Origin of the sequence: Streptomyces sp. NBC_01335, assembly GCF_035953295.1 — a bacterium.
In the GTDB taxonomy this organism is placed as follows: Bacteria; Actinomycetota; Actinomycetes; order Streptomycetales; family Streptomycetaceae; genus Streptomyces.
The window spans coordinates 7,390,398-7,409,804 of the sequence record NZ_CP108370.1 but is presented as its reverse complement, the minus strand read 5'-3'; the positions used below and the strand labels follow the sequence as shown (position 1 = coordinate 7,409,804).

The 19,407-nt window shown below is 72.0% G+C and carries 12 protein-coding genes, 1 tRNA gene, 1 pseudogene and 1 CRISPR repeat array; of the genes and pseudogenes, 4 read left to right on the top strand and 10 right to left on the bottom strand.

What is annotated here, in order from left to right:
* Positions 1-29: 29 nt before the first annotated feature.
* The 5 genes from OG599_RS31565 to OG599_RS31545 all read right to left on the bottom strand — a co-directional run bounded on the left by OG599_RS31565 (position 30) and on the right by OG599_RS31545 (position 6,458).
* Positions 30-1,868, bottom strand: coding sequence for a hypothetical protein (locus tag OG599_RS31565; protein WP_327179382.1), 1,839 nt, complete (start codon positions 1,866-1,868; stop codon positions 30-32).
* 543 nt (positions 1,869-2,411) lie between these two features.
* Entirely contained in the window at positions 2,412-3,497 is a 1,086-nt protein-coding gene (locus tag OG599_RS31560; RefSeq protein WP_327179381.1) for a hypothetical protein, read from the bottom strand.
* A gap of 253 nt (positions 3,498-3,750) precedes the next feature.
* Complete coding sequence (locus OG599_RS31555) at positions 3,751-4,401, bottom strand: response regulator transcription factor (protein ID WP_327179380.1); 651 nt, start codon at positions 4,399-4,401, stop codon at positions 3,751-3,753.
* Between the two features lie 380 nt (positions 4,402-4,781).
* Positions 4,782-4,979, bottom strand: coding sequence for a hypothetical protein (locus OG599_RS31550; RefSeq protein ID WP_327179379.1), 198 nt, complete (start codon positions 4,977-4,979; stop codon positions 4,782-4,784).
* Positions 4,980-5,672: 693 nt separating this feature from the next.
* Positions 5,673-6,458: a TetR/AcrR family transcriptional regulator gene (locus tag OG599_RS31545; RefSeq protein WP_327179378.1), complete on the bottom strand. Its 786-nt coding sequence runs from the start codon at positions 6,456-6,458 to the stop codon at positions 5,673-5,675.
* Positions 6,459-6,782: 324 nt separating this feature from the next.
* Between OG599_RS31545 and OG599_RS31540 the strand changes: the two genes are divergently transcribed.
* A complete protein-coding gene (locus tag OG599_RS31540) occupies positions 6,783-8,495 on the top strand; it encodes an MFS transporter (protein WP_327179377.1) in 1,713 nt (570 codons plus the stop codon).
* Positions 8,496-8,973: 478 nt separating this feature from the next.
* Entirely contained in the window at positions 8,974-9,513 is a 540-nt protein-coding gene (locus tag OG599_RS31535; RefSeq protein WP_327179376.1) for a hypothetical protein, read from the top strand.
* A gap of 19 nt (positions 9,514-9,532) precedes the next feature.
* Here OG599_RS31535 and OG599_RS31530 read toward each other — a convergent pair.
* Positions 9,533-10,536 (bottom strand): annotated as a pseudogene (locus tag OG599_RS31530) (IS5 family transposase).
* Between the two features lie 121 nt (positions 10,537-10,657).
* A CRISPR array of direct repeats spans positions 10,658-11,113; the repeat unit is 29 nt; unit sequence CGGTTCACCTCCGCTCGCGCGGAGAGCAC.
* Positions 11,114-11,535: 422 nt separating this feature from the next.
* On the opposite strand from OG599_RS31530, the gene OG599_RS31525 reads away from it, so the two are divergent.
* Both OG599_RS31525 and OG599_RS31520 read left to right on the top strand, forming a co-directional pair.
* Positions 11,536-11,607 (top strand) — tRNA-Glu (locus OG599_RS31525).
* A 3-nt stretch (positions 11,608-11,610) separates the two neighbouring features.
* The gene (locus OG599_RS31520) at positions 11,611-13,911 is read left to right on the top strand and encodes a hypothetical protein (protein ID WP_327179375.1); all 2,301 of its coding nucleotides are present in this window, start codon (positions 11,611-11,613) and stop codon (positions 13,909-13,911) included.
* 163 nt (positions 13,912-14,074) lie between these two features.
* Here the strand turns inward: OG599_RS31520 and OG599_RS31515 are convergent, their stop codons facing one another.
* The 4 genes from OG599_RS31515 to OG599_RS31500 are packed head-to-tail and all read right to left on the bottom strand — an operon-like array spanning position 14,075 to position 19,404.
* Positions 14,075-15,484, bottom strand: a complete 1,410-nt coding sequence (locus tag OG599_RS31515) for a phosphomannomutase/phosphoglucomutase (protein WP_327179374.1) — start codon at positions 15,482-15,484, stop codon at positions 14,075-14,077.
* Positions 15,468-17,090, bottom strand: a complete 1,623-nt coding sequence (locus OG599_RS31510; protein WP_327179373.1) for a glycoside hydrolase family 13 protein — start codon at positions 17,088-17,090, stop codon at positions 15,468-15,470. Before OG599_RS31510 ends, OG599_RS31515 begins: the two co-directional genes overlap by 17 nt.
* Complete coding sequence (locus OG599_RS31505; RefSeq protein WP_327179372.1) at positions 17,087-18,331, bottom strand: Gfo/Idh/MocA family oxidoreductase; 1,245 nt, start codon at positions 18,329-18,331, stop codon at positions 17,087-17,089. Before OG599_RS31505 ends, OG599_RS31510 begins: the two co-directional genes overlap by 4 nt.
* Positions 18,328-19,404, bottom strand: coding sequence for a glycoside hydrolase family 130 protein (locus OG599_RS31500; RefSeq protein WP_327179371.1), 1,077 nt, complete (start codon positions 19,402-19,404; stop codon positions 18,328-18,330). Before OG599_RS31500 ends, OG599_RS31505 begins: the two co-directional genes overlap by 4 nt.
* Between the last annotated feature and the right edge of the window lie 3 nt (positions 19,405-19,407).

The window sequence follows — 19,407 nt, the reverse complement described above, 5'->3', positions numbered from 1 at the left end:
CCTCGATGGCCTCGATGGACGAGAGTCGGTCAGGCGCCGGGCCGCCCCGCCCGCCAGTCCTGCCAGGCGCGAGAGAGGTCCCGTACCGCCGTCCTGTCGAGCACGCGGTCGATGGACGACTCCTCGGGCGCCATCTCCCGCATCATGACCACCCCCGTGGCCCCGGTTGCGGCTTCCAGCACCCGGAACCGGGAGCCCGGCAGGAACAGCACCCGGTCCGGACGGAGCGGGTCGAGCGGATCCGTGCGCCGGCCGTTCACGGACAGGATCAGGAAGACGGTGTTGCCGGGCGCCTCGGCGGGGCCCAGCGTCGACGCCTCGCAGGCGTACGGGTCGGTCACCACGGGCTGCTCGGCGTACCAGCGGCGCATCGGCTCGTCGAGAGTGGTCCGCAGACCGGTCGGCCCGGAAAGGACGGGAAGCATCCGCAGCCCCCTGCCCAGCAGGACGTCCTCGGCGGGGCCGGGCGGGCGCCCGTCCGTGGAGGTCACCGCGGCTTCCGGCGCACCCTCTCCCTCCAGTCGGCGCAGGACCGCCGCGAGGGCGGCAGCGGGGTCCGGAGCGCCGTCGGTCAGTGCGGGATTTCGGCGCAGCGCCTCGGTCGCGAGGGACGTACGGCCCATGGGCCCGGGGTACGGGGTGGCGGGCGGGCGGGCCTCGGGGGGCGTGCCGGGGAGAGGGGCCCTCGGGGCCCGCGAGGGCGCACGGACGGCCGGGGCCGTGGGGCGGCCGGTACCCAGGCGTACCGCGCCGCGCAGTCCGGGGGGAAAGGAGCGCACCAGGTCCTGCGCGAGACGGCGGAGCCGGGGAAGGTTCTCCTCCGACCCCGCGTCGCAGAGCACGCGTTCGTGTGCGGGGTCGGGGTCGGCGTCCCGCATCTGCGGGGCGTGCGCGGGGGCCGGTGTCGGCCGCACCCACAGGCCGCTGCGGACCACTTCGACGACGACGTCGTCGGCGAGGCGGTGGGTGCCGGGACGGATCTCCGGGAGCTCGCCCAGCGGCCATCGGTGGGCCGACGCGATCGGGGAGGGTGGCGGGCCGGGGAATCCGGCCGGGGGCAGGTGGACGAACTCGTGGGCCCACAGCGGGCGGCCCGGCGTGCCGTCGGCTCCCGTCAGCAGCATCTCTCCCCCGCCGCCCGTGCCCTGCGGCATGCCGCTGAGGAAGCGCACCGGCTCGCCGACGACCTGGGCGAGGACGTCGCCGAGGTGCCGTCCGCCGCTCAGCCGGGCGGGGCCGTAGCAGAGGAAGCGCACCGCCGGGCGAAGCCACGGGGGGAGGTCCTCCCAGAAGCGGGCGACGTCCGCCACCGGCAGCGCCGGGGCCCCCGGGGCGCCGACCGCCACGGTCATCAGCTCGGTGGACACCGTCGGCCCCCCGGCGAGTCGCGTCCAGTGGGCGGAGCGGTCGGGGTCCTCCGTCGCGGGCCGCAGCCAGACGCCGGCGGGCAAGGGCTCCCCCACGCTTCTGCCGAGCGACCAGGGGCGCGGCGGGACGGCGGGTTCCCACGAGGGCTTCGGGAAAGCCCTGGAGTCCGGCACCTCCGGGGCCCCGGGGGCGCAGCGCATCCATCCCGGTCCGCTGTCCGGCCCCACCCAGAGGCCTCCGCCGGGGGTGGGCAGCGGGGCGCCCGCCGCGGCGATCACCGTCCGGCCCAGTCGTTCGGCGAGGCGCCGGGCGACCGTCATGGCGTCCCGCCGCAGGGGCCTGCCGAACACCAGCCTCAGGTCGTCCGCCCCGGCGGGGATCGCCCGGACGAGCCGGTCCAGGGTCGCGTCGTCCGAACCGTCGGGCAGGTCCGCCACGACGACGGTGCACTCGGCGTCCGGGGCGAGCCCGGCCGTGAAGGCGAGGGCGCGCGGATCCACGGGGCCCACCGGGGACACCAGCCAGGCTTTGCCCGCGCGGTGGGCCGTGAAGCGGGGGCCGCCGACACCATGGCGCCCGGGGGCGCGGGCGGGAACACCGCCGCCGGACGGCCCGCCCGGGGCCGCCGGGCCCGGTTCCCGGCGTGGCCCCGGTGTGGGCGGCGCGGCCACCCCTCCACCGGGGGCGGGAACTCCTGTGTGATTGCCACTCATGGCCGGCTTCTCCGTGCAGGCGGGTCTCCCTGCCGGTGAGCGGCGCGATCGACCGGCACCACGCGGGGACAGACGGCCAACTCTAGGAACACGTTCGTCCCGCAGTCCACCGCGACTGTCCGCGCGTGCCGCGTGACCAGGCATGTCGCAGGGGGCGGGCACGGATCGTGCACCTTCGTGCAGTCCCCGCCGCACTCGCCGGGATCGTCCTGTACGCGGGCGGGCTCCGGCGGCGTGTGACGTCCTACAGGCTTGCCCGTGACGGGACATGACGGTACGTCCGCCCCTGGAGGATCCTCGGCCGGGCCTGATGCGACGTCAGTGAATTTTTCACATCGCGGTGTTGGTGGACCACAGCACCGTGCCGCCCTGTTCGATGACCATGTTCCCGTCGGACCGGAGCACCAGTCGGGCACCGTCGTGGCCTTCGGTGTGCGAGGACCAGACGGTCTGTGAGTCCTGGCTGTAGACGGCGAGGTTGCCGTCGGCCTGGAAGACGGCCCTGACTCCGCCGTGTCCGACCGTCCCGGACCACCACAGTGGGGTGCCCTTGGTGTCGTAGAGCACCAGGTTGCCGTCGCCCTGGAAGGTCAGGCCGATGCGGTTGGTGGACCACAACTGGCCCGGATCCAGCACACGGGTGCCGTTCACCACGGTGGTCGTCCACTGTTCAGCCGTCACGGTCGGCGCGGGGGCCTTGGTGGGTGCAGCGCTCCTGGTCGCGCGCGGGGCGACCGTGGGTTTGGTGACGGGTTTCGCGGACTCGGTGGGCACGGTCGCCGCCACCTCGACGATGGCGTCGTGCGCGCCGCTTCCGGTGTCCTTGCCGTGCTGCGTCGCGGAAGCTTCCGGGCGCGGTGACGCCTTCGCGGTGCCCGGGTGTCCCGGGTCGGGTGCGGTGTCGGATTCCGGTTCTCTGTCCTCCCGCCCGGCCTTGACCGTCTGCAGGGGCGCGTCGTCGCCGAAGAGGTGCGGGGCGAGCAGCAGCAGCGCGCTGAGCAGGCCGGCGCCGGCCAGGATCGGCTTGGCGAGGTGTCCACGCGAGCCCGGCCGCCGGCCTCCGGCGTTCCCCGACCGTCGTCGGCGTCCGCCTCCGCCCGCCGGCTGCGGGGAGGCCGCGGGGCTGGCCGTACGGCGGTCCGTCGACGCGCCCTCGGCTTCGGGGAAAGCACCGGCGGAGGCGCCGGAGACCGGACCGTGCGCGACGGGGCGATCGGCGGTCGAGTCGGTGTCGGGGGGCGTTGCCGGGGCCTCGGTTGCCGCGCGTACCTCGGGGGGCGCGAAGAGCGGGCTCTCCTCCCCCGCCTGGTCCGGATGCGGGAGTTGCCAGGGCAGTTCGCTCTCCCATACCGCCTGCCCGTCCGCCGCTCCGGCGAACTCGTCGGAGTTTCCGGCTTGCGGCTCGCGGTGGTTCATCTCCATGCCTTCCCGGTCCAGGTGGTGAGGTCATCGGCCCAGCCGCTCACACGTCGACGACTCTCCGGGAAGCCTAGGGAGGGCGGGTGTCCACAGGGACCGGTACGGGGCGGGCCTGCACGGACGCACATCACCCGTACCCTTCTCGACACCTTCGGCCGGAGAACGCGCCGTCGGTCGGAGAATGTCCTCGGCCGGAGAAGACCCTCGGCCAGTCGGCCAGGGAGCACCCTCGGTCGGAGAACAGCCTCGGTCAGAGAATGCCCATACGGATGGCGTAGGCGACGGCGTGGGTGCGGTTGCGCAGGTCGAGCCGCTTGATCACCGCCTGGATGACGCTCTTGATCAGGCGCTCCGAGTAACTGAGCTTGTTGGCTATCTCCACGGTGTCCATCCCCTCCGCCAGGAGCTGGAGCACATCGAGCTCGCGCTGCGACAGTTCGACCGGCAGCAGACCGGTGGGGCACTCGTCCTTCTGCATGGTGCGCATACGGTCCAGCAGCATGTTCATGAGGATCGGAGGCAGGGCGGCGCGTCCCCGATGCGCCTCGACGGCCGCCGAGAGGATCCGGCTGAAACTGGTGAAGGGCCGCACCAGGAAGCTCACCAGGCCGTGGTTGACCGCCAGGGCGAGCTGCTGTTCCGAGATGTGGTCGGCGACGAGCACGATCCGGATCCGTCCCTCCGTGGCCTGGCTGGCCCGGCTCATCGTGGAAAGGGTCTTGCCGCTCACCACTGCCGTGAGGACGACCAGGATGTCGGCGTCGGCGATCCGGTCGGCCTCCAGCAGCGTGACCCGGCTGTCCGCGCCCAGAAAAGCGGCCGTCCCGTCGCGGGTGAGGAGATCGTCGGCCTGTACGACGACCCCCGGGACGGCGCGCGCTTCGTCGGTGTGATCAGCCATGGGACTCCTTGTCGAGGGCGCGATACCGCGCGGAAGGAGCGCACAGATCCCGTGACGGCCCGGAATCTGCACCTTTGCCGATCGGGCAGGTCCGCCCGGTGTGCCGGACCGACGGAGTCGTGGAGTACGCGCTCTCTTCTCTCGATTCCGATCATCACAGCTCACGGGGCATCAGCCCCGCCCAACCCGATGGTCCATGCACGATCAAGCAGAAGCAGTGCACTGTCGGACAACCATGGGCCGCGGGCGTCGGCGCAAGCCTCCGCCCGGCGCCGGTGGACCTGTCGGAGAGGACGGCGAGGGCAGGCGGATTCCGCCCAACCCGTATTCACTCAGGGCAAGTTCGAGGGAAGGCAGTCAGGACGCCGGACCCGGACGTCTCAGGACGAGGAGGACGGCGACCGGCCGGCCGGACCCGAACGGGCTTCGCGGAGCGCGTTGTTGTGCGCGCGACGCAGATGCTTGGCCGCGGGGCAGGGCAGGCCGTCCACCCGGCACTGACGGCACGAACGGCGGTGCGCCTCGTACGCCTCGCGCGCTTCGTCGAAAGCGGCCGAAGGCCGGCCGGACTGCTGCATGGTGACTCCTTGCGGCGTGGGGGCGCCCCGCGTGCGCGCCTCTTCCGCATCTCGCACGTTCTGAACGGATCGGGCGGAACCGGGCGGACGGGCGTCGGGGCACGGGGCGAACGGATACGGCGGCCCGGAAAGCCGTCCGGGACCGCCCACGCCGATGATCATTTCGTTACTCCGAGTAAGGCAAAGTAGGTAGTTGATCACTGCACCATGTGACCCCCGCCCTGCCCCCATGACGCGCGCCGCGCCGCCGCGCCGACCTGCGCGGTGACCACCGACCGAGGCGCCGCACCGAACCAACCCCGTTCCCTGGACCACGGGGTTGCAGCCTCGGCCAGTCGATGCCGGCGGCGGGCCCGTGGACGCCCCCAGCAGCCTCGCCCACCTCGTGCCCCATGGAGGCGAAGCCCCTGACGGCGACTCCTGTGGACGACAACACGACCCCGCGTTCGCACCCGGAGCCTCGGCACCCCACATCCGTGGACCAAGACCCGCATCGGCGAACTCCGACTACTGGGCTTGGCGCCGTGCTGCCGATCAGGCAGGCTGACCGGCCAGGCCGCCCCCGGCGAGACGACGCCCACGAGGTGGCTGCGGCACCGGACATGCCGCAGGCCGCACCGGCACCGGCCGGTGGGGACGATTCGCCTCCACCACGGAGCGATCCGCCGCTTCCACCACGGAGCGATCCGCCGCTCAGGAGTCCTGACTCCCCATCCGGTCCGGCAGGTAACTCGCGAGGCCCCTCAGGATGATCTCCAGGCCGACGTCGAACCTCTCCTCGGAGGAGTCCGTGACCAACAGTCCGGACAGAGCGCGCAGATGAGGGAAGTCCGCCGCCGGCAGAGAGGCGAAGTAGGTCTGCATCTCCCCCGCCATCTCACCCGGGTCGGGCAGGGCCGGAGCAGGGTCGCCACTGCCGTGGCCCGCGCGCCGGTCCCGCCACATGCTCTCTTCGAGGACGAAGCCGTCGATGTAGGTGGAGATGATGTCGCCCGCCCTGGCCGCGACGTGGTCGGGCAGGCCCGCGGCGCGGAAGACGGCCAGCACGGCTTCGACGTGCGGCAGCAGTTCGGCGGTGAAGGGGGCGTGGGCCATGGAAAGCCTGGCCATGTCCCGGTGAGCCAGGAGGCGTTGCCGCGCGGAGCGGGCGTAGTCGCGCACCTGCTCCTGCCATCGGTCGGGGTCGGGCCGGGGGATCGCGAAACCGTCGAAGAGGCGGGCGTACATCAGCTCCAGGAGGTCGTCCTTGGAGCTGACGTAGGCGTAGAGGGCCGAGGCCGAGACTCCCAGTTCGGCCGCGACCTGGCGCATGGACAGGCCGTCGAGTCCCGCGCGGTCGAGCACGGTGAAAGCGGCGTCGACGACCCGGTCGCGCGACAGCGGCAGGCGTGCGGGAGCCCCTTGGGCGCGCGCGGGACGCTCGCGCTCCCAGGGAGAGGGCGGAGGAGGCGCGGGAGTACCGGTGGCCGGGTCGGTCATGGACACAGCCTAGGCACCGGGAGCGTCGGAACGGGGGGTGCCCGCGGGGGACCGGACCGGTCGCGTGATGCGCGATGCGCGATGCGCGATGCGTGATGCGTGACGGCCGGGCAGGTCCGTACGGCACCCCGCCGAGGCCAATCCCTGCGCAAGACGCGATATATCTTGTCCAGCCAAGGTCATTGCGCTATATCTTCATGAACGCCGTTCTCTTACTGAACACTGTTCTCCTACGAACAGTGTTCTTCGCTGCGGCATGCAACCAGTCCGTCCATCGAGCTCCGTCCGACCGTGGGCGGCGCTGCCCTTCCACGAGGAGATCCGATGTCCACCACCGGTGTTGCGTCATCCCTGACGCCCACCGACTCCCCGGCGCCCTACCGGTGGCGCTGGGTCGCGCTCTTCGTGATCCTCGCCGCCGAGGTGATGGATCTCCTGGACGCCGTAGTCACCAACATCGCAGGCCCCTCCATGCGGGCCGACCTGGGCGGCGGCGCGTCCACGCTGCAATGGCTCGCCGCCGCGTACACCCTCTCGATGGCTGTCGGACTGGTCACCGGCGGCCGGCTCGGAGACATACACGGCCGCCGCCGGATGTTCCTGGTCGGCGCCGCCGGCTTCACGGCGGGTTCGCTGCTGTGCGCGATAGCCGTCTCGCCCGGCATGCTGATCACGGCTCGCGTGGTCCAGGGACTGTTCGGTGCCGTGATGCTGCCTCAGGGCCTCGGCATGATCAAGGAGATGTTCCCGCCGAAGGAGTCGCAGAAGGCCTTCGGCCTGTTCGGCCCGGTCATGGGGCTGTCCGCGGTGTGCGGGCCGATCCTCGCGGGCTGGCTCGTGGACGCCGACTATTTCGGCACCGGATGGCGGATGATCTTCCTGATCAACCTGCCGCTCGGCGCCGCGGCCTTCCTCGGCGCCCTGCGCTACCTGCCCAGGACCCAAGCCGGAGACAAGCCGCGCCTGGACATCCCCGGCATGCTCCTGGTCTCGCTCGCCGCGCTGCTCGTCATCTTCCCGCTGGTGCAGGGACGCGAGTACGACTGGCCCGCCTGGACGTTCGCGATGCTGGCCGCCTCGGTCGCCGTCTTCGTCGCCTTCGCCCTGTACGAGGTGCGCCGCAGCAGGGCCGGGCTGGACCCACTGATCGTCCCCAGCCTCTTCCGCAAACGCGGATTCAGCGGCGGCATGACCCTCGGGCTGGTCTTCTTCTCGGCCATGCAGGGCTTCATGCTCGTCTTCAACCTCTACACCCAGATCGGACTGGGCTACTCACCGCTCAAGGCGGGCCTGGTGATGGTGCCCTGGTCCGGCGGCATGATCGTCGGCTTCGGGCTGGCCCAGGCCGTGGCACGGTTCGGCCGGACCGTGTTGCAGGCGGGCGCGCTGGTCATGGGACTCGGAGTGTTCGGTGTCTGGCTGACGCTCGACACCGCGGGCGGCGACGTCGGCCCGTGGCAGCTCCTGCCCGCCCTGCTGGTGACCGGCACCGGCATGGGCCTGCTGATGGCCCCGTTCTTCGACATGGTGCTCGCCAGCGTCGAGCAGCACGAGACGGGCTCGGCATCCGGCACGATGACCGCCGTCCAGCAGCTCGGGGGCGCCTTCGGCGTGGCCATCCTCGGCACGGCCTTCTTCGGCCTGCTGGGTGGCTCGATCGCCAGTTCCGTCGACCACCACGCGGACGGTCTGCGCGACCGGCTCAGCGCCGTCCACGTCACGCCCGCGGCCCAGGACCGTGTCGTCGCGGACCTGCGCCACTGCGCCGCGGACCGCGCCGTCGCCAAGGACCCCGCCTTGACCCCCTCCTCCTGCACCCGCCTGGAGAAGGACGCCCGCTCCGCCGCCACTTCACCCGAAGCCGCCGCCAAGGTACCCGCCACCCTCCAAGACACCGCGTCCTCCGCCTTCCGCGGAGGCTTCGGCTCAGCAATGAAAACCGTGCTGTGGATCGTGGACGGCATGCTCGTACTCACCTTCCTCCTCGCCTTCCTGCTCCCCCGCCACGCCCGTCCCGAGGAGACCCCCGCCCACTGAAACGGCCGCCTGGCCGATCCGCCGCTCCCGGGCGGCGGTCGGCCGGGCGCCAACCCCTCGGAATCACCCCTGGGACGGGACGGGCGCGTTGGGGCCGCACCGGCTCGCGCGCGGCTTGGGGGAGAGCGCCGCCTTCGGGCTGATCGTGGGGCCTACGGGTCACGGCTCGCCTCCGCTCGCGCGGAGAGCACGTGCCGGGGCGAGTGCCCATCCGCACCATGTACGGTTCGTCTCCGCTCGCGCGGAGAGCACACCATTGCGTTCCAACTGAAATTACGGGTATTCGGTTCACCTCCGCTAGGTCGCGTATCGAGTCGCGATCAATCGGTGGGACTCGGCTTGTTGGTGGGGTGGCGTGTGCGGCCCCAACATCACCAGGCCACACCAAGGCCACCGAATCGGGCGGGTCCGGTAGGCCCGCTGGGACAGGAGCACCACCACTGTCTCCGCTGCTGAGTGGCGTGTAGCGTGTCGCGACATGACGCTGCCGGAACTGCCTCAAAACAGTGCCCTGCTTGACCTGCTGCGGCTGCAGGGGGTTCCGGAAGAGCGTGGTGCCTACGCCTACGAAGGGTGGGAACTGCATACCCACCCTGATCTGGTCGAGAGGCTGGAGGACCTTGCTCCCCAGTGGCCTGTCCTAGCGACGTTCGGGATGCCGGTGCTTGCAGCCAAGGGCATCGCCGCGGTCGTTGCGTGGGGCATGGGCATCCTGCTGGTGCGCCTTCCCGAAGCACCGACCGAGGCCCTGGAGCTCGCGGAACCATGCCCGCCGCTGACGGATCCCGGCCAAGGTTGGTACTCGGTCTGCCCCTGGCAGAGTGAGCTTCACTCGGCGGAGTCCCAGGCCCAGCTGTCGCTGTTGATCCGGCATGCGCTCTCACACGCGGCGACGCTGTCGGAGGACGACAGCATCGACTGGCAGGGGCGCCGGGTGCAGGCTCCCGGCGCGCGCAAGGGGAAGGCCGCGGGCAGACGACCCAGCAGGGACCAGGGCGGACGCGGGCGACGGAGCTAGGGTGCCGAACGAGTCGTGATTACCGGGCTCCCCTTGTGGGGTCTTTGATCCAGATTACCGAGGCACGGAGGTGTAGTCCGGCGAGGTAACTCTCGGGGGTCTTGTCGTACCGGGTGGCGATGCCGCGCCAGGCTTTCAGCTTGTTGATCAGCCGCTCGACGGTGTTCCGTTCTTTGTAAAGGTCGTCGTCGAGGTTGATGGGCCGGCCACCGCTGGACCCCTTCCTCCTGCGGTTGGCGGCTTGGTCGACCTTCTCCGGGATAGCGGCCTTGATGCCGCGTCTGCGCAGGTAGGCTCGGTTTCCGTGGGACGAATACGCCTTATCGCCCGCAACAGCATCGGGGAGAGTGCGGGGACGGCCAACGGGTCCGCGGATCCGGACCTTCCTCAGGACAGGGATGAACTGCGGGCTGTCGGCCGCCTGTCCGGCAGTCAAGACAAACGCCAGTGGACGACACTTGCGGTCGGCGGCGAGGTGGACCTTGCTGGTCTGCCCGCCCCGTGAACGCCCGAGGAGAGCGGCTTTCAGCCGGAGCTTTCGGCGCCGCCGTACGCGCCGTCGCTCCTCCCGGTCAGGATCTGCTTCGACGTCGTGTCCGCTTTGTTCTTCGAGACCGCCCCTTTTGACCTGGCCTTTTCCTCTTCGGCGGCTGCCTTCTCCACGGCGGCGAGCATGTCCTCGCCAAGGTGCATCCCGGCGGCATCATGGCGGGCACGCGCGGTGGCGGAGTCAATGCTGACCAGCGACAGGTCCACCTCACCCCGCTTCGCGGCCTCCGCAATCAGGCTCTCCAGCAGGGCCTCGAACACGCCAACGTCACGCCACTGACGGAAGCGGTTGGAAACCGTCGACCAGGCACCGAACTCCTGCGGCATCTCCCGCCGCTGCCCGCCGGTCTTGAACCGCCATATCACACCCTCGAACTGCTGCCGCAGCCGCTCGGGATACGGACCGTACTCACCGACCGGCAGGTGCGACCCGATGAACTCCCACTCCTCATTCGTCAGTTGCACACGCGTCACCCAACACGATCTACCTCATCAGGCTCCGCAACGCGGGCGAGTCCCGCCGATTGATCGCGACTCGATACGCGCCCTAGCGCGGAGAGCACCAGGCGCTGCCGGTCCACACGACCAGCGACGACGGTTCACCTCCGCTCGCGCGGAGAGCACGCGTGAACGGCGGCTCTTTGAGGACCAGGAGCCGGTTCACCTCCGCTCGCGCGGAGAGCACCCGGCTCGGGGGCGGAGTCGTGGGCGCGCTCACGGTTCACCTCCGCTCGCGCGGAGAGCACCCCGGTGGGTCTCTCGTGAAGGGGTCGGAACCCGGTTCACCTCCGCTCGCGCGGAGAGCACCCGGGCCGGGCGGCCGTGGAGTCCGTTGTCATCGGTTCACCTCCGCTCGCGCGGAGAGCACTTCCCACATGTCGGCGCTCATGCGCTGGTCTCCGGTTCACCTCCGCTCGCGCGGAGAGCACGTTGTCGGCTGCCGCGAGGACCTGGTGGGCGAAGGTTCACCTCCGCTCGCGCGGAGAGCACCCGGCAGTTCTGCACTGGACATGACGTGCCTCCGGTTCACCTCCGCTCGCGCGGAGAGCACCCTTCGCGACCTGCCCTTACTCAACCGCTTTGCAGTCTCTTTGCCGAGCTTCGTCGCGCACGTTCCCCGTCCCATCGCCCTCGCACAGCGAGTGTAAGGTCCGCCTCTCGCATAGGTGCCCGGCTGGGCTGTTCAGAGCCGTTGCGGGTCGGTGGATACGCCCATCTCCGCGCTCACACTGAACCACCACCAGGAGGCACCACCAGAAGGCACCACCGGGAGGCACCACCGGCCAAGGATCGAGGGCCTTCGGGAACCGTGTCCCGCATGTCCGACGGTGGAGTAAGGAGCCCCTGGCGGGTTGTCATGGCTTGCCAACCCGGGGAACCCGATGACACCGAGGGAACCCGACGGAACCTGACGGAATCCGAAGAAAAACAAGTTGTCGGGTGATCACTCCTTTGTCTAATATCTACCGTCATCGGCGTGTAGCTCAGCAGGAGAGCACCGGGCTCTCAACCCGGAGGGCGCAGGGGCGGAACCTGCCACGCCGGCTTATGAACGACAACGCTGAGCAGCAGCCTCTCACCGTGGCCCAGTCCTATCCCGAGGGCGAGCTGGCCAGGGCCTTCGTTACCGCGTTGACCCATGCGGATGCCGGCACCCGGCGTCGCGCCGGAGTACGTGGGCAGCGCTGGCGGGAGGTTCTGGCGGCCATGTCCGCGGGCCGGCTGGCGGTTGGTTCGCGTACGCCCGTGGTCGAGTTTCCGCTCTGGGTGACGCCCGAGGTCATGCGGGGAGGTTTCGCAACCGGGAGCGCGAGAGCGGGTGGCCCGCTCCAGGCCCATGAGGCCGAGGCCGCGCGGAGTTTCGGGGTTCCCGCCGAGCGGCGCGCTCTCTTCTCCTACTGTCTCACCGAGCCTGGGCTCGTCTGGTTGTGGGCCCGGTTGGACAGCGGTGCCTACGAGATCGGTGTGCCCGAGGAGGCCGCCCTGCTCACCCTGGCCTGGTTGGTACGCCGTGGGGAGAGCGGCGCGGCGCTCGACCTCGTGGCGGAGTTGGAGCCGTTCGCCGACCGGCTTCGGTTCCTGCCACGCCCTGGGGACGGAGCCGCGGTCGAGACCGCTGCGGCTGTCCATCGGCACACCGTCTCCCAGGCCCGCGGCAAGCTGATGCGGCGGCAGCCCGACGCGGCCGTCGAGGCGCAGCGCGAGGCGCTCGCCGTCTGGCAGCCGTTCGGCGACGAGCTGCTCGCTCACTGGCTGCGGACGGCGCGGGACGGCCAGGTCCTCGCGTTCGCCCCGGACGCCGAGTGGCTGGCGCGGGGAGGCGAGCTGCTCGACCGCTACCGGCGTCTCGCTGCGGAACACACCCTGTGCGGCAAGCACCGCAGTCCCAAGGAGAACCTGGGCATTCTGCGCGGCGCGCTGGAGGAGGTCGTCGCCGGCCGGCCGCTGCAGGCGCGCCGGACCGGCCTGCTGCGGCACGCGGTGGAATCCATGGTGCGACGGCGCGGTCTGCCCGGCTCGGGCACCCACGTGGTCTTGCGCCGACGCCAGGCCGAGCAGGCGGCGCTGCCGTCCCATCACGCCCTGGCCCAGCTGATGCTGCGCCGGCTCTCCGTACATCCACAGGAGACGGGCATCACCGACGTGGCACCTCTCCTGGGCCGGGTGACGGAGGAGGAGAACCGGGAGACCGGACTGCCCGCCGGGGCCGTCGTACCGGCCACGGTCGTGCGGGTGGTCGAGTCCGCGCTGAGCGCCCCGCTCGGCACGCTCGTGGATCGGGGCATCGTCCCATCCGCCGAGGTCATGGCCGAACTGGTGCCGCAGTTGGTCGCGGCCACCACAGCGCACGCGTACGGCGACGAGACGCTGCGAGCGGTGATGGCCGCGCACTACCGGGCGTTCCGCAATCGCCGTTCCCTGCTCCTGCTCAAACTGGAACAGCAGGTGCGCGTCGAGGAACTGCCCTGGGTGCGGGCGGTGTCGGGGCAGCGATCTGTTGTACCGGGCACGGCGGACGGTGAGGGTGCGCTCCTTGTGCTGCGCACCCTGGGTGAGGTGGCCGTGCAGGCCTTCCCGGGTACGCTCCTGCCCAACCCGCTGGTCCGCGAGTTCGGCGTGCTGGACCGCAGTTGCGGCCTCGGCGCCCCGTTCGTGGAGGAGCTGGCCGCCGACATCTTCATGGGCGTGTTCAGCCGGAAGTTCCTCGAAGCCGCACAGGTGGCGGGCGAGTTGCTCGGCGGCACGTTGTACGAGCGCTACTACTGCATCGACTACCCCGCCCTTCGCGATCTGGCGATCGCCGAGGCCGATGAGGCCCGGGTCCGCGCGCACGGCGCACGCACCTCTCCCGGTTTCGCGCGGCTGTGTGCCGAGCGAGCCGGGTCGGCCTCGCGGTCCGGGTCGGTCGCGGCGAACGGGACGGTGATCGAGCAGGCGCAGATCCTCACCACGCACAACCTGGCCACGCTGGTGAACCGGGTGGGCATCGCCCCCCGGAGCGGGTGGGCCGATCTGGCGCGCCGCTGCTTCGTGACCGTGTGCCGGCTGACCGCCCGCGTGCACCGCAACCCGCGGCCGTTGGGCACGATCAAGGACGCCGCGTACGCGTGGCGCCAGATGGTGTTCCACCTGTCCCTCTGCCCGCCCGAGGAGCAGCGGCAGGTCGTCGCGGGCCTGACGGAGGAGGTCGCCCACCACCCGGCCCACGTCGCGCCCCGGCTCGCCCCCGCTCTGGCGGGGCTGGCCCTGGTCGCCGAGGGCGGCATCTTCGGCGAGGACGGAACGGCGGGTGCCGGACGCGCCCGGCGCTTCACGGGATGGAGTACCGGCGGGCACTGGATGCGGTGACGGATCAGGCACGGGCCATCGGCGACGCCGGCCGAGGATCGCCGACGGGGCGGCGGGGACACCACCGGCCGCCTCCCGACACCCGACACCCGACACCCGACGCCCAGCACCCGGCACCCGGCACCCGGCACCCGACGCATCGAACCGGCGGTGTCAGCCCGCCTCAGCGGCGGACGAGGGCCAGGACCTCGTCGCACAGGGTCCGCATGGTGTGCGGGTCGCGGGCCTCGGCGTTGAGGCGCAGGAGCGGTTCGGTGTTGGAGGGGCGGAGGTTGAACCACCAGTCCGGGCCACTCACGGTGAGGCCGTCGAGTTCGTCGAGGGTGACCCCGTCGCGGTCGCGCCAGGCGGTACGGACGGCGGCGAGGCGCTCCGACTGGTCGGCGACGGTGGAGTTGATCTCGCCGGAGGCGGCGTACCGCTCGAAGCGGCGGGTGAGGGCGGAGAGGGTGCCGTCCTGTCCGCCGAGGGCGGCGAGTACGTGGAGGGCGGCGAGCATGCCGGTGTCCGCGTTCCAGAAGTCGGCGAAGTAGTAGTGCGCGGAGTGCTCGCCGCCGAAGACGGCGCCGGTGCGGGCCATTTCGGCCTTGATGAAGGAGTGGCCGACGCGGGTGCGGACGGGGGTGCCGCCGTTCTCGCGGATGACCTCGGGGACGGACCACGAGGTGATCAGGTTGTGCAGCACGGTCGCACCGGGCCTGCGCGCGAGTTCGCGGGAGGCGACGAGCGCGGTGATGGCGGACGGCGAGACGCCCGCGCCGCGTTCGTCCACGACGAAGCAGCGGTCGGCGTCCCCGTCGAAGGCGAGCCCGAGGTCGGCGCTCTCGGCGAGGACCCGGGCCTGGAGGTCGACGATGTTGGCCGGGTCGAGGGGGTTCGCCTCGTGGTTCGGGAAGGTGCCGTCGAGCTCGAAGTACATCGGTACGACGTCGAGCGGCAGCCCCGCGAGCACGGTGGGCACGGTGTGGCCGCCCATGCCGTTGCCCGCGTCCACCACGACCTTGAGCGGCCGGATCGCCGTCAGGTCCACGAGGCCGAGCAGGTGGGCGGCGTACTCCCGCAGGGTGTCGTGGTGCGTGAGGGTGCCGGGGCCGCCGGGCGACGGCGCGGGCGCGCCGGTGTCGGTCCACCCTTCCACCAGGGCGCGGATCTCGGCGAGGCCGCTGTCCTGGCCGATCGGCGCGGCTCCGGCCCGGCACATCTTGATGCCGTTGTACTGGGCCGGGTTGTGCGAGGCGGTGAACATGGCGCCGGGCAGACCGAGCGCCCCGGAGGCGTAGTACAGCTGGTCGGTCGAGCAGAGGCCGGTCTCGGTGACGTCGGCGCCCTGGGCCGTGGCTCCGCGTGCGAAGGCGCGGGCGAGGCCCGGTGAGGTGGCGCGCATGTCGTGGCCGGTCACCAGGGCGCGTGCCCCCGTGACCTGGACGAAAGCGGCGCCGAAGAGCTCGGCCGTGGTTTCGTCCCACTGGTCGGGTACGACACCGCGCACGTCGTACGCCTTGACGAGTCCGGAGAGGTCGGTGACGAGTCCGGAGAGGTCGGTGCGGCGGGCGGGTTCAGTGGGCGCGGCCATGGCCGTCTCCTTCGGGGGACTGCGGATCGAGGGTGTCGAGGAGCCACAGGGCGGTGTCGGGCGGGATCGCGTCGCCGTCGAGCGGGCCGCTGGCCAGGACCGGGCGGCCGGTCACGCCGAGGGTGGTCCAGGTCAGGGGCTGGTCCGCGAGGTTGACGACGCAGGTCAGGCCGGAGCGGCGGAAGGCGAGGTACGGGTCGTGGGGTGCCGAGTACCAGTGGGGCGGGGCCGTCGGGTCGGACGCGGGGTGGGCGCGGCGCAGGCGCAGGGCCCGGCGGTACAGGGTGAGCGTGGAGTCGAGGTCGTGTTCCTGGGCGGCGACGGTGTGGTGCGCCCAGTCGTCCGGCTGCGGCAGCCAGGTGCGGTCGGGGTCCGCGGTGGTGAAGCCGTACGGGGCGTGGTCGCCGGACCACGGCAGCGGGACGCGGGAGCCGTCGCGGCCCCGGTCGGTGTGGCCGGAGCGCTCCCACAGCGGGTCGAGGATGCGGTCGTCGGGGATGTGGGCCTGCGGCAGGCCGAGTTCCTCGCCCTGGTAGAGGTAGGCGGAGCCGGGCAGGGCGAGCATGAGCAGGGCGGCGGCCCTGGCGCGGCCGGCGCAGCCGAGGCGGGTGACCGGGCGGACCGCGTCGTGGCTGGAGAGCAGCCAGGTGACGGCCCCGCCGCCGGGGGCGGAGAGCGAGGCGTCGATGACGCGGCGCAGCTCGCCCGGTTCCCAGGCGGCTTCCAGGAAGGCGAAGTTGAAGGCCTGGTGCATCTCGTCGGGCCGGGTGTAGCGGGCGAGCCTGGCCGGGTCGAAGACGGCGGACTCGGCGACCATGACCCGCTCGCGCGGGGGTACCGCGCCGGGCGGCGCCGGGTGGGTGTCGAGGAGGGCGCGCCACTCGCGGTAGAGCGGGTGCAGTTCCTCCTGGTCGTAGTAGGGCATGAGGTGGTTGCGCAGCGGGTCCTGGTGCTGTCCGGGCCCGGCGTCGGGAAAGTCCTCGGCCTTGAACAGGGCGTGGGCGACGTCGACGCGGAAGCCGTCCACGCCCCGGTCCAGCCAGTACGTCAGGATGCCGGTGAAGGCGTGACGCACCTCGGGGGAACGCCAGTTCAGGTCGGGCTGCTCGGGTGCGTGGAGGTGGCAGTACCACTCGCCGTCCGGTACGCGGGTCCAGGCGGGGCCGCCGAAGGCCGACTGCCAGTCGTTGGGCGGGAGTTCGCCGGCCGGACCGCGGCCCGGGCGAAAGAGGTAGCGGTCGCGCGCGGCGGAGCCGGGTGCTGCCGTCAGCGCCTCCTGGAACCAGGGGTGCTGGTCGGAGGTGTGGTTGGGCACGAGGTCGACGATGAGCTTCAGGCCCAGGTGGTGGGCGCGGGCGGTGAGTTCGTCGAAGTCCTCGGGGGTGCCGAGGTCGGCGGCGACGCCGGTGTGGTCGGCGATGTCGTATCCGCCGTCGGCGAGCGGCGAGGGGTAGAACGGCGTGATCCAGACGGCGTCGGCGCCGAGTTCGGCGATGTGGTCGAGCCGTGCCGTGGCTCCGGCGAGGTCGCCGGTGCCGTCGCCGTCGGAGTCGGCGAAGGCGCGCGGGTACAACTCGTAGCAGACGGCGTCCTGCCACCAGCTCATGAGGACTCCTGGAGGTGCGGTGGTGCGGTGGGTCGTGGGGCGATGCCGGGGGCGGGTACGGGCTGTTCGGTGCCGGTGTCGGCGGCGAGGGTCGCGGCCTCGGCGACGGCGACGGCGGTGAGCCCGGCGAGCGCGTCGGCGACCGGAGTGCCGCCGTCGCGTGCGACGCGGACCAGATCGGCGACGGCGGCGCGGACGCTCTCGCGGTAGGCGTGCGGTTTGCGGGCCTCGCCGCCGAGGTCGAGGACGGCCCGGACGTGGTGCGGCACGGTGCGCACCTCTCCGCGTCCGCTCGCGGGGGCGGAGCTCCCGGCGTCGCGTTCGACGGTGACGGTGACGCGTTCGGCGCCGTGGGGGCGGAAGCCGTCCACGTGCAGCAGGGCGGCGGCCCGGTCCGGGAGTTGTTCCCAGGCCCGGGCGCCCGCCTCGTCGGTCCAGGCCGAGATCTCGGCGTGGACCGGGATCCAGCCCTCGACCCGGGTCTCGGCGAATCCGTGGTCCAGGCGCATCGTCTGGCGTTCGCAGCGGTGCGCGTGGGTGAAGGAGTGCAGGTGGGAGGCGAGGACGCCGCCGGGGTGGAGGACGTCGGCGCTGACCATGTCGACGGGTCCGCTGGGCCGTCGTACGGCGGTCGCGCGCACGCTGACCGGGTCGGAGCCCAGCAGGGCGCGCGCCGCGTCGAAGAAGTGGACGCCGTGCTCGACGAAGATCCCGCCGCTGTGCTCGCGGTCCCAGAACCAGTGGCCGGGGCCGAGGTCCTGGTCGGAGGCGTCGTTCTCGAACATGAACCGGCGCGGGGCGGCGAGCAGCCCCTCGGCCATGAGCCGTTCCAGGGCGCGCAGCAGCGGGTTGTAGCGCAGGACGTGGTCGACGACCAGGGCCCGCCCGGCGCGTTCGGCCTCGCGGGCCACGGCGCGGGCGTCCCGCGCCGTGGTGGCGAGCGGCTTCTCGCAGAACACGTGCCGGCCGGCGCGCAGCGCGGCGGTGGCCATCGCGGCGTGCGCGGCCGGCGGGGTGGCGATGGCGACGGCCGCCACGTCCGCGCGTTCCAGCAGCTCTTCCAGGGAGCCGAACGCGGGGACGCCGTGCCGCTCGCCGAGCGCCCTCGCCCGAACGGGGTCGGGGTCGGCGACGGCGGTCGGGCGCAGCCCGGGCAGGCCGGCCACGGCGTCCAGGACGTACGTCCCGAAGCCGCCGCAGCCGACCAGTCCGAGGCCGAGGGAGGCCGGCGCGGAGGTCATGCGGTGCGCTCCAGGAGGGCGACGCCGATGTGGGCATCGGCCATGCCGTAGAAGACGTACAGCTCGCCGTCGATCTCCTCGATCGCGGTCGGGAAGACGACGTTCGGGACGGTGCCGGAGCGCTCCTCCTCGGTCTCGGGCGCCATCAGCGGCTCCTCGGAGCGGGCGAGGACCTTCGCGGGGTCGGCGGGGTCGAGGATCATCGCGCCGGCCGCGTAGGACACCTTCTGGTTCTGGGCGAAGGGGTCCTCGATGTGGCCGGAGACGCCGTGGTGGATGAGGAGCCAGCCCTCGGGCACGCGGATCGGGGCGGGGCCGCCGCCGATCTTCAGCTCCTCCCACGGGTACGCGGACAGGGCGACGAGCCGGTGGTCGCGCGGGCGGGTCAGGGCCCGGATGTCGGCCTCGACCTCGGCGACGGGCACGTACGAGATCCAGATGCCGGGACGTTCGTCGGTGATCCCGGCCGGCAGGTGCACGCCCTCGCCGGGGCGGAACCAGCCGAGGTCCCACATCGGGCGGTGCAACATCGCGTAGGCGGGCTCGCCGTCGGGGCCGGGCACGGGCTCCGGGAAGTGGACGACGTCCTTGTTCGGGAAGAGGTTGAGGTCGGTGTCGAGGTCCGGCTGGTAGGCGAACTGGATCGGGCCGAGGCGGGTCCACTCGGTGAGGTTCTCGGACACGGCGAGGGCCGGCTTGGGGCCGAGGGGGCCGTAGGCGACGTACGACATGACGTGCTTGCCGAGCGAGGGGACCCAGGTGACGCGCGGGTCCTCGACGCCGGCGTTGTTGGTGCCGCGCTCCCAGCCCTCGTCGGGCGCGAGGACGACGCCGCGCCGCTCGACGCCGCTGGGGACGCCGTCGGTGAAGGTGACCTCGGCGAGGCCGACGCGGGAGACGTTGCCCTCGGCCACCAGGCGCGGCAGCAGGTGCAGGCGGCCGTCGGGGGTGCGTCCCGACGCCGGGTTGAGGACTCCCTCTGCTTCGTCGGCCTCGCCGGGCAGCGGGGACATGACCAGGCCCTTGCGGACGAGGCGGTAGGGGATGGTCGAGGTGGTGCTGGTGGTGCTCATGCG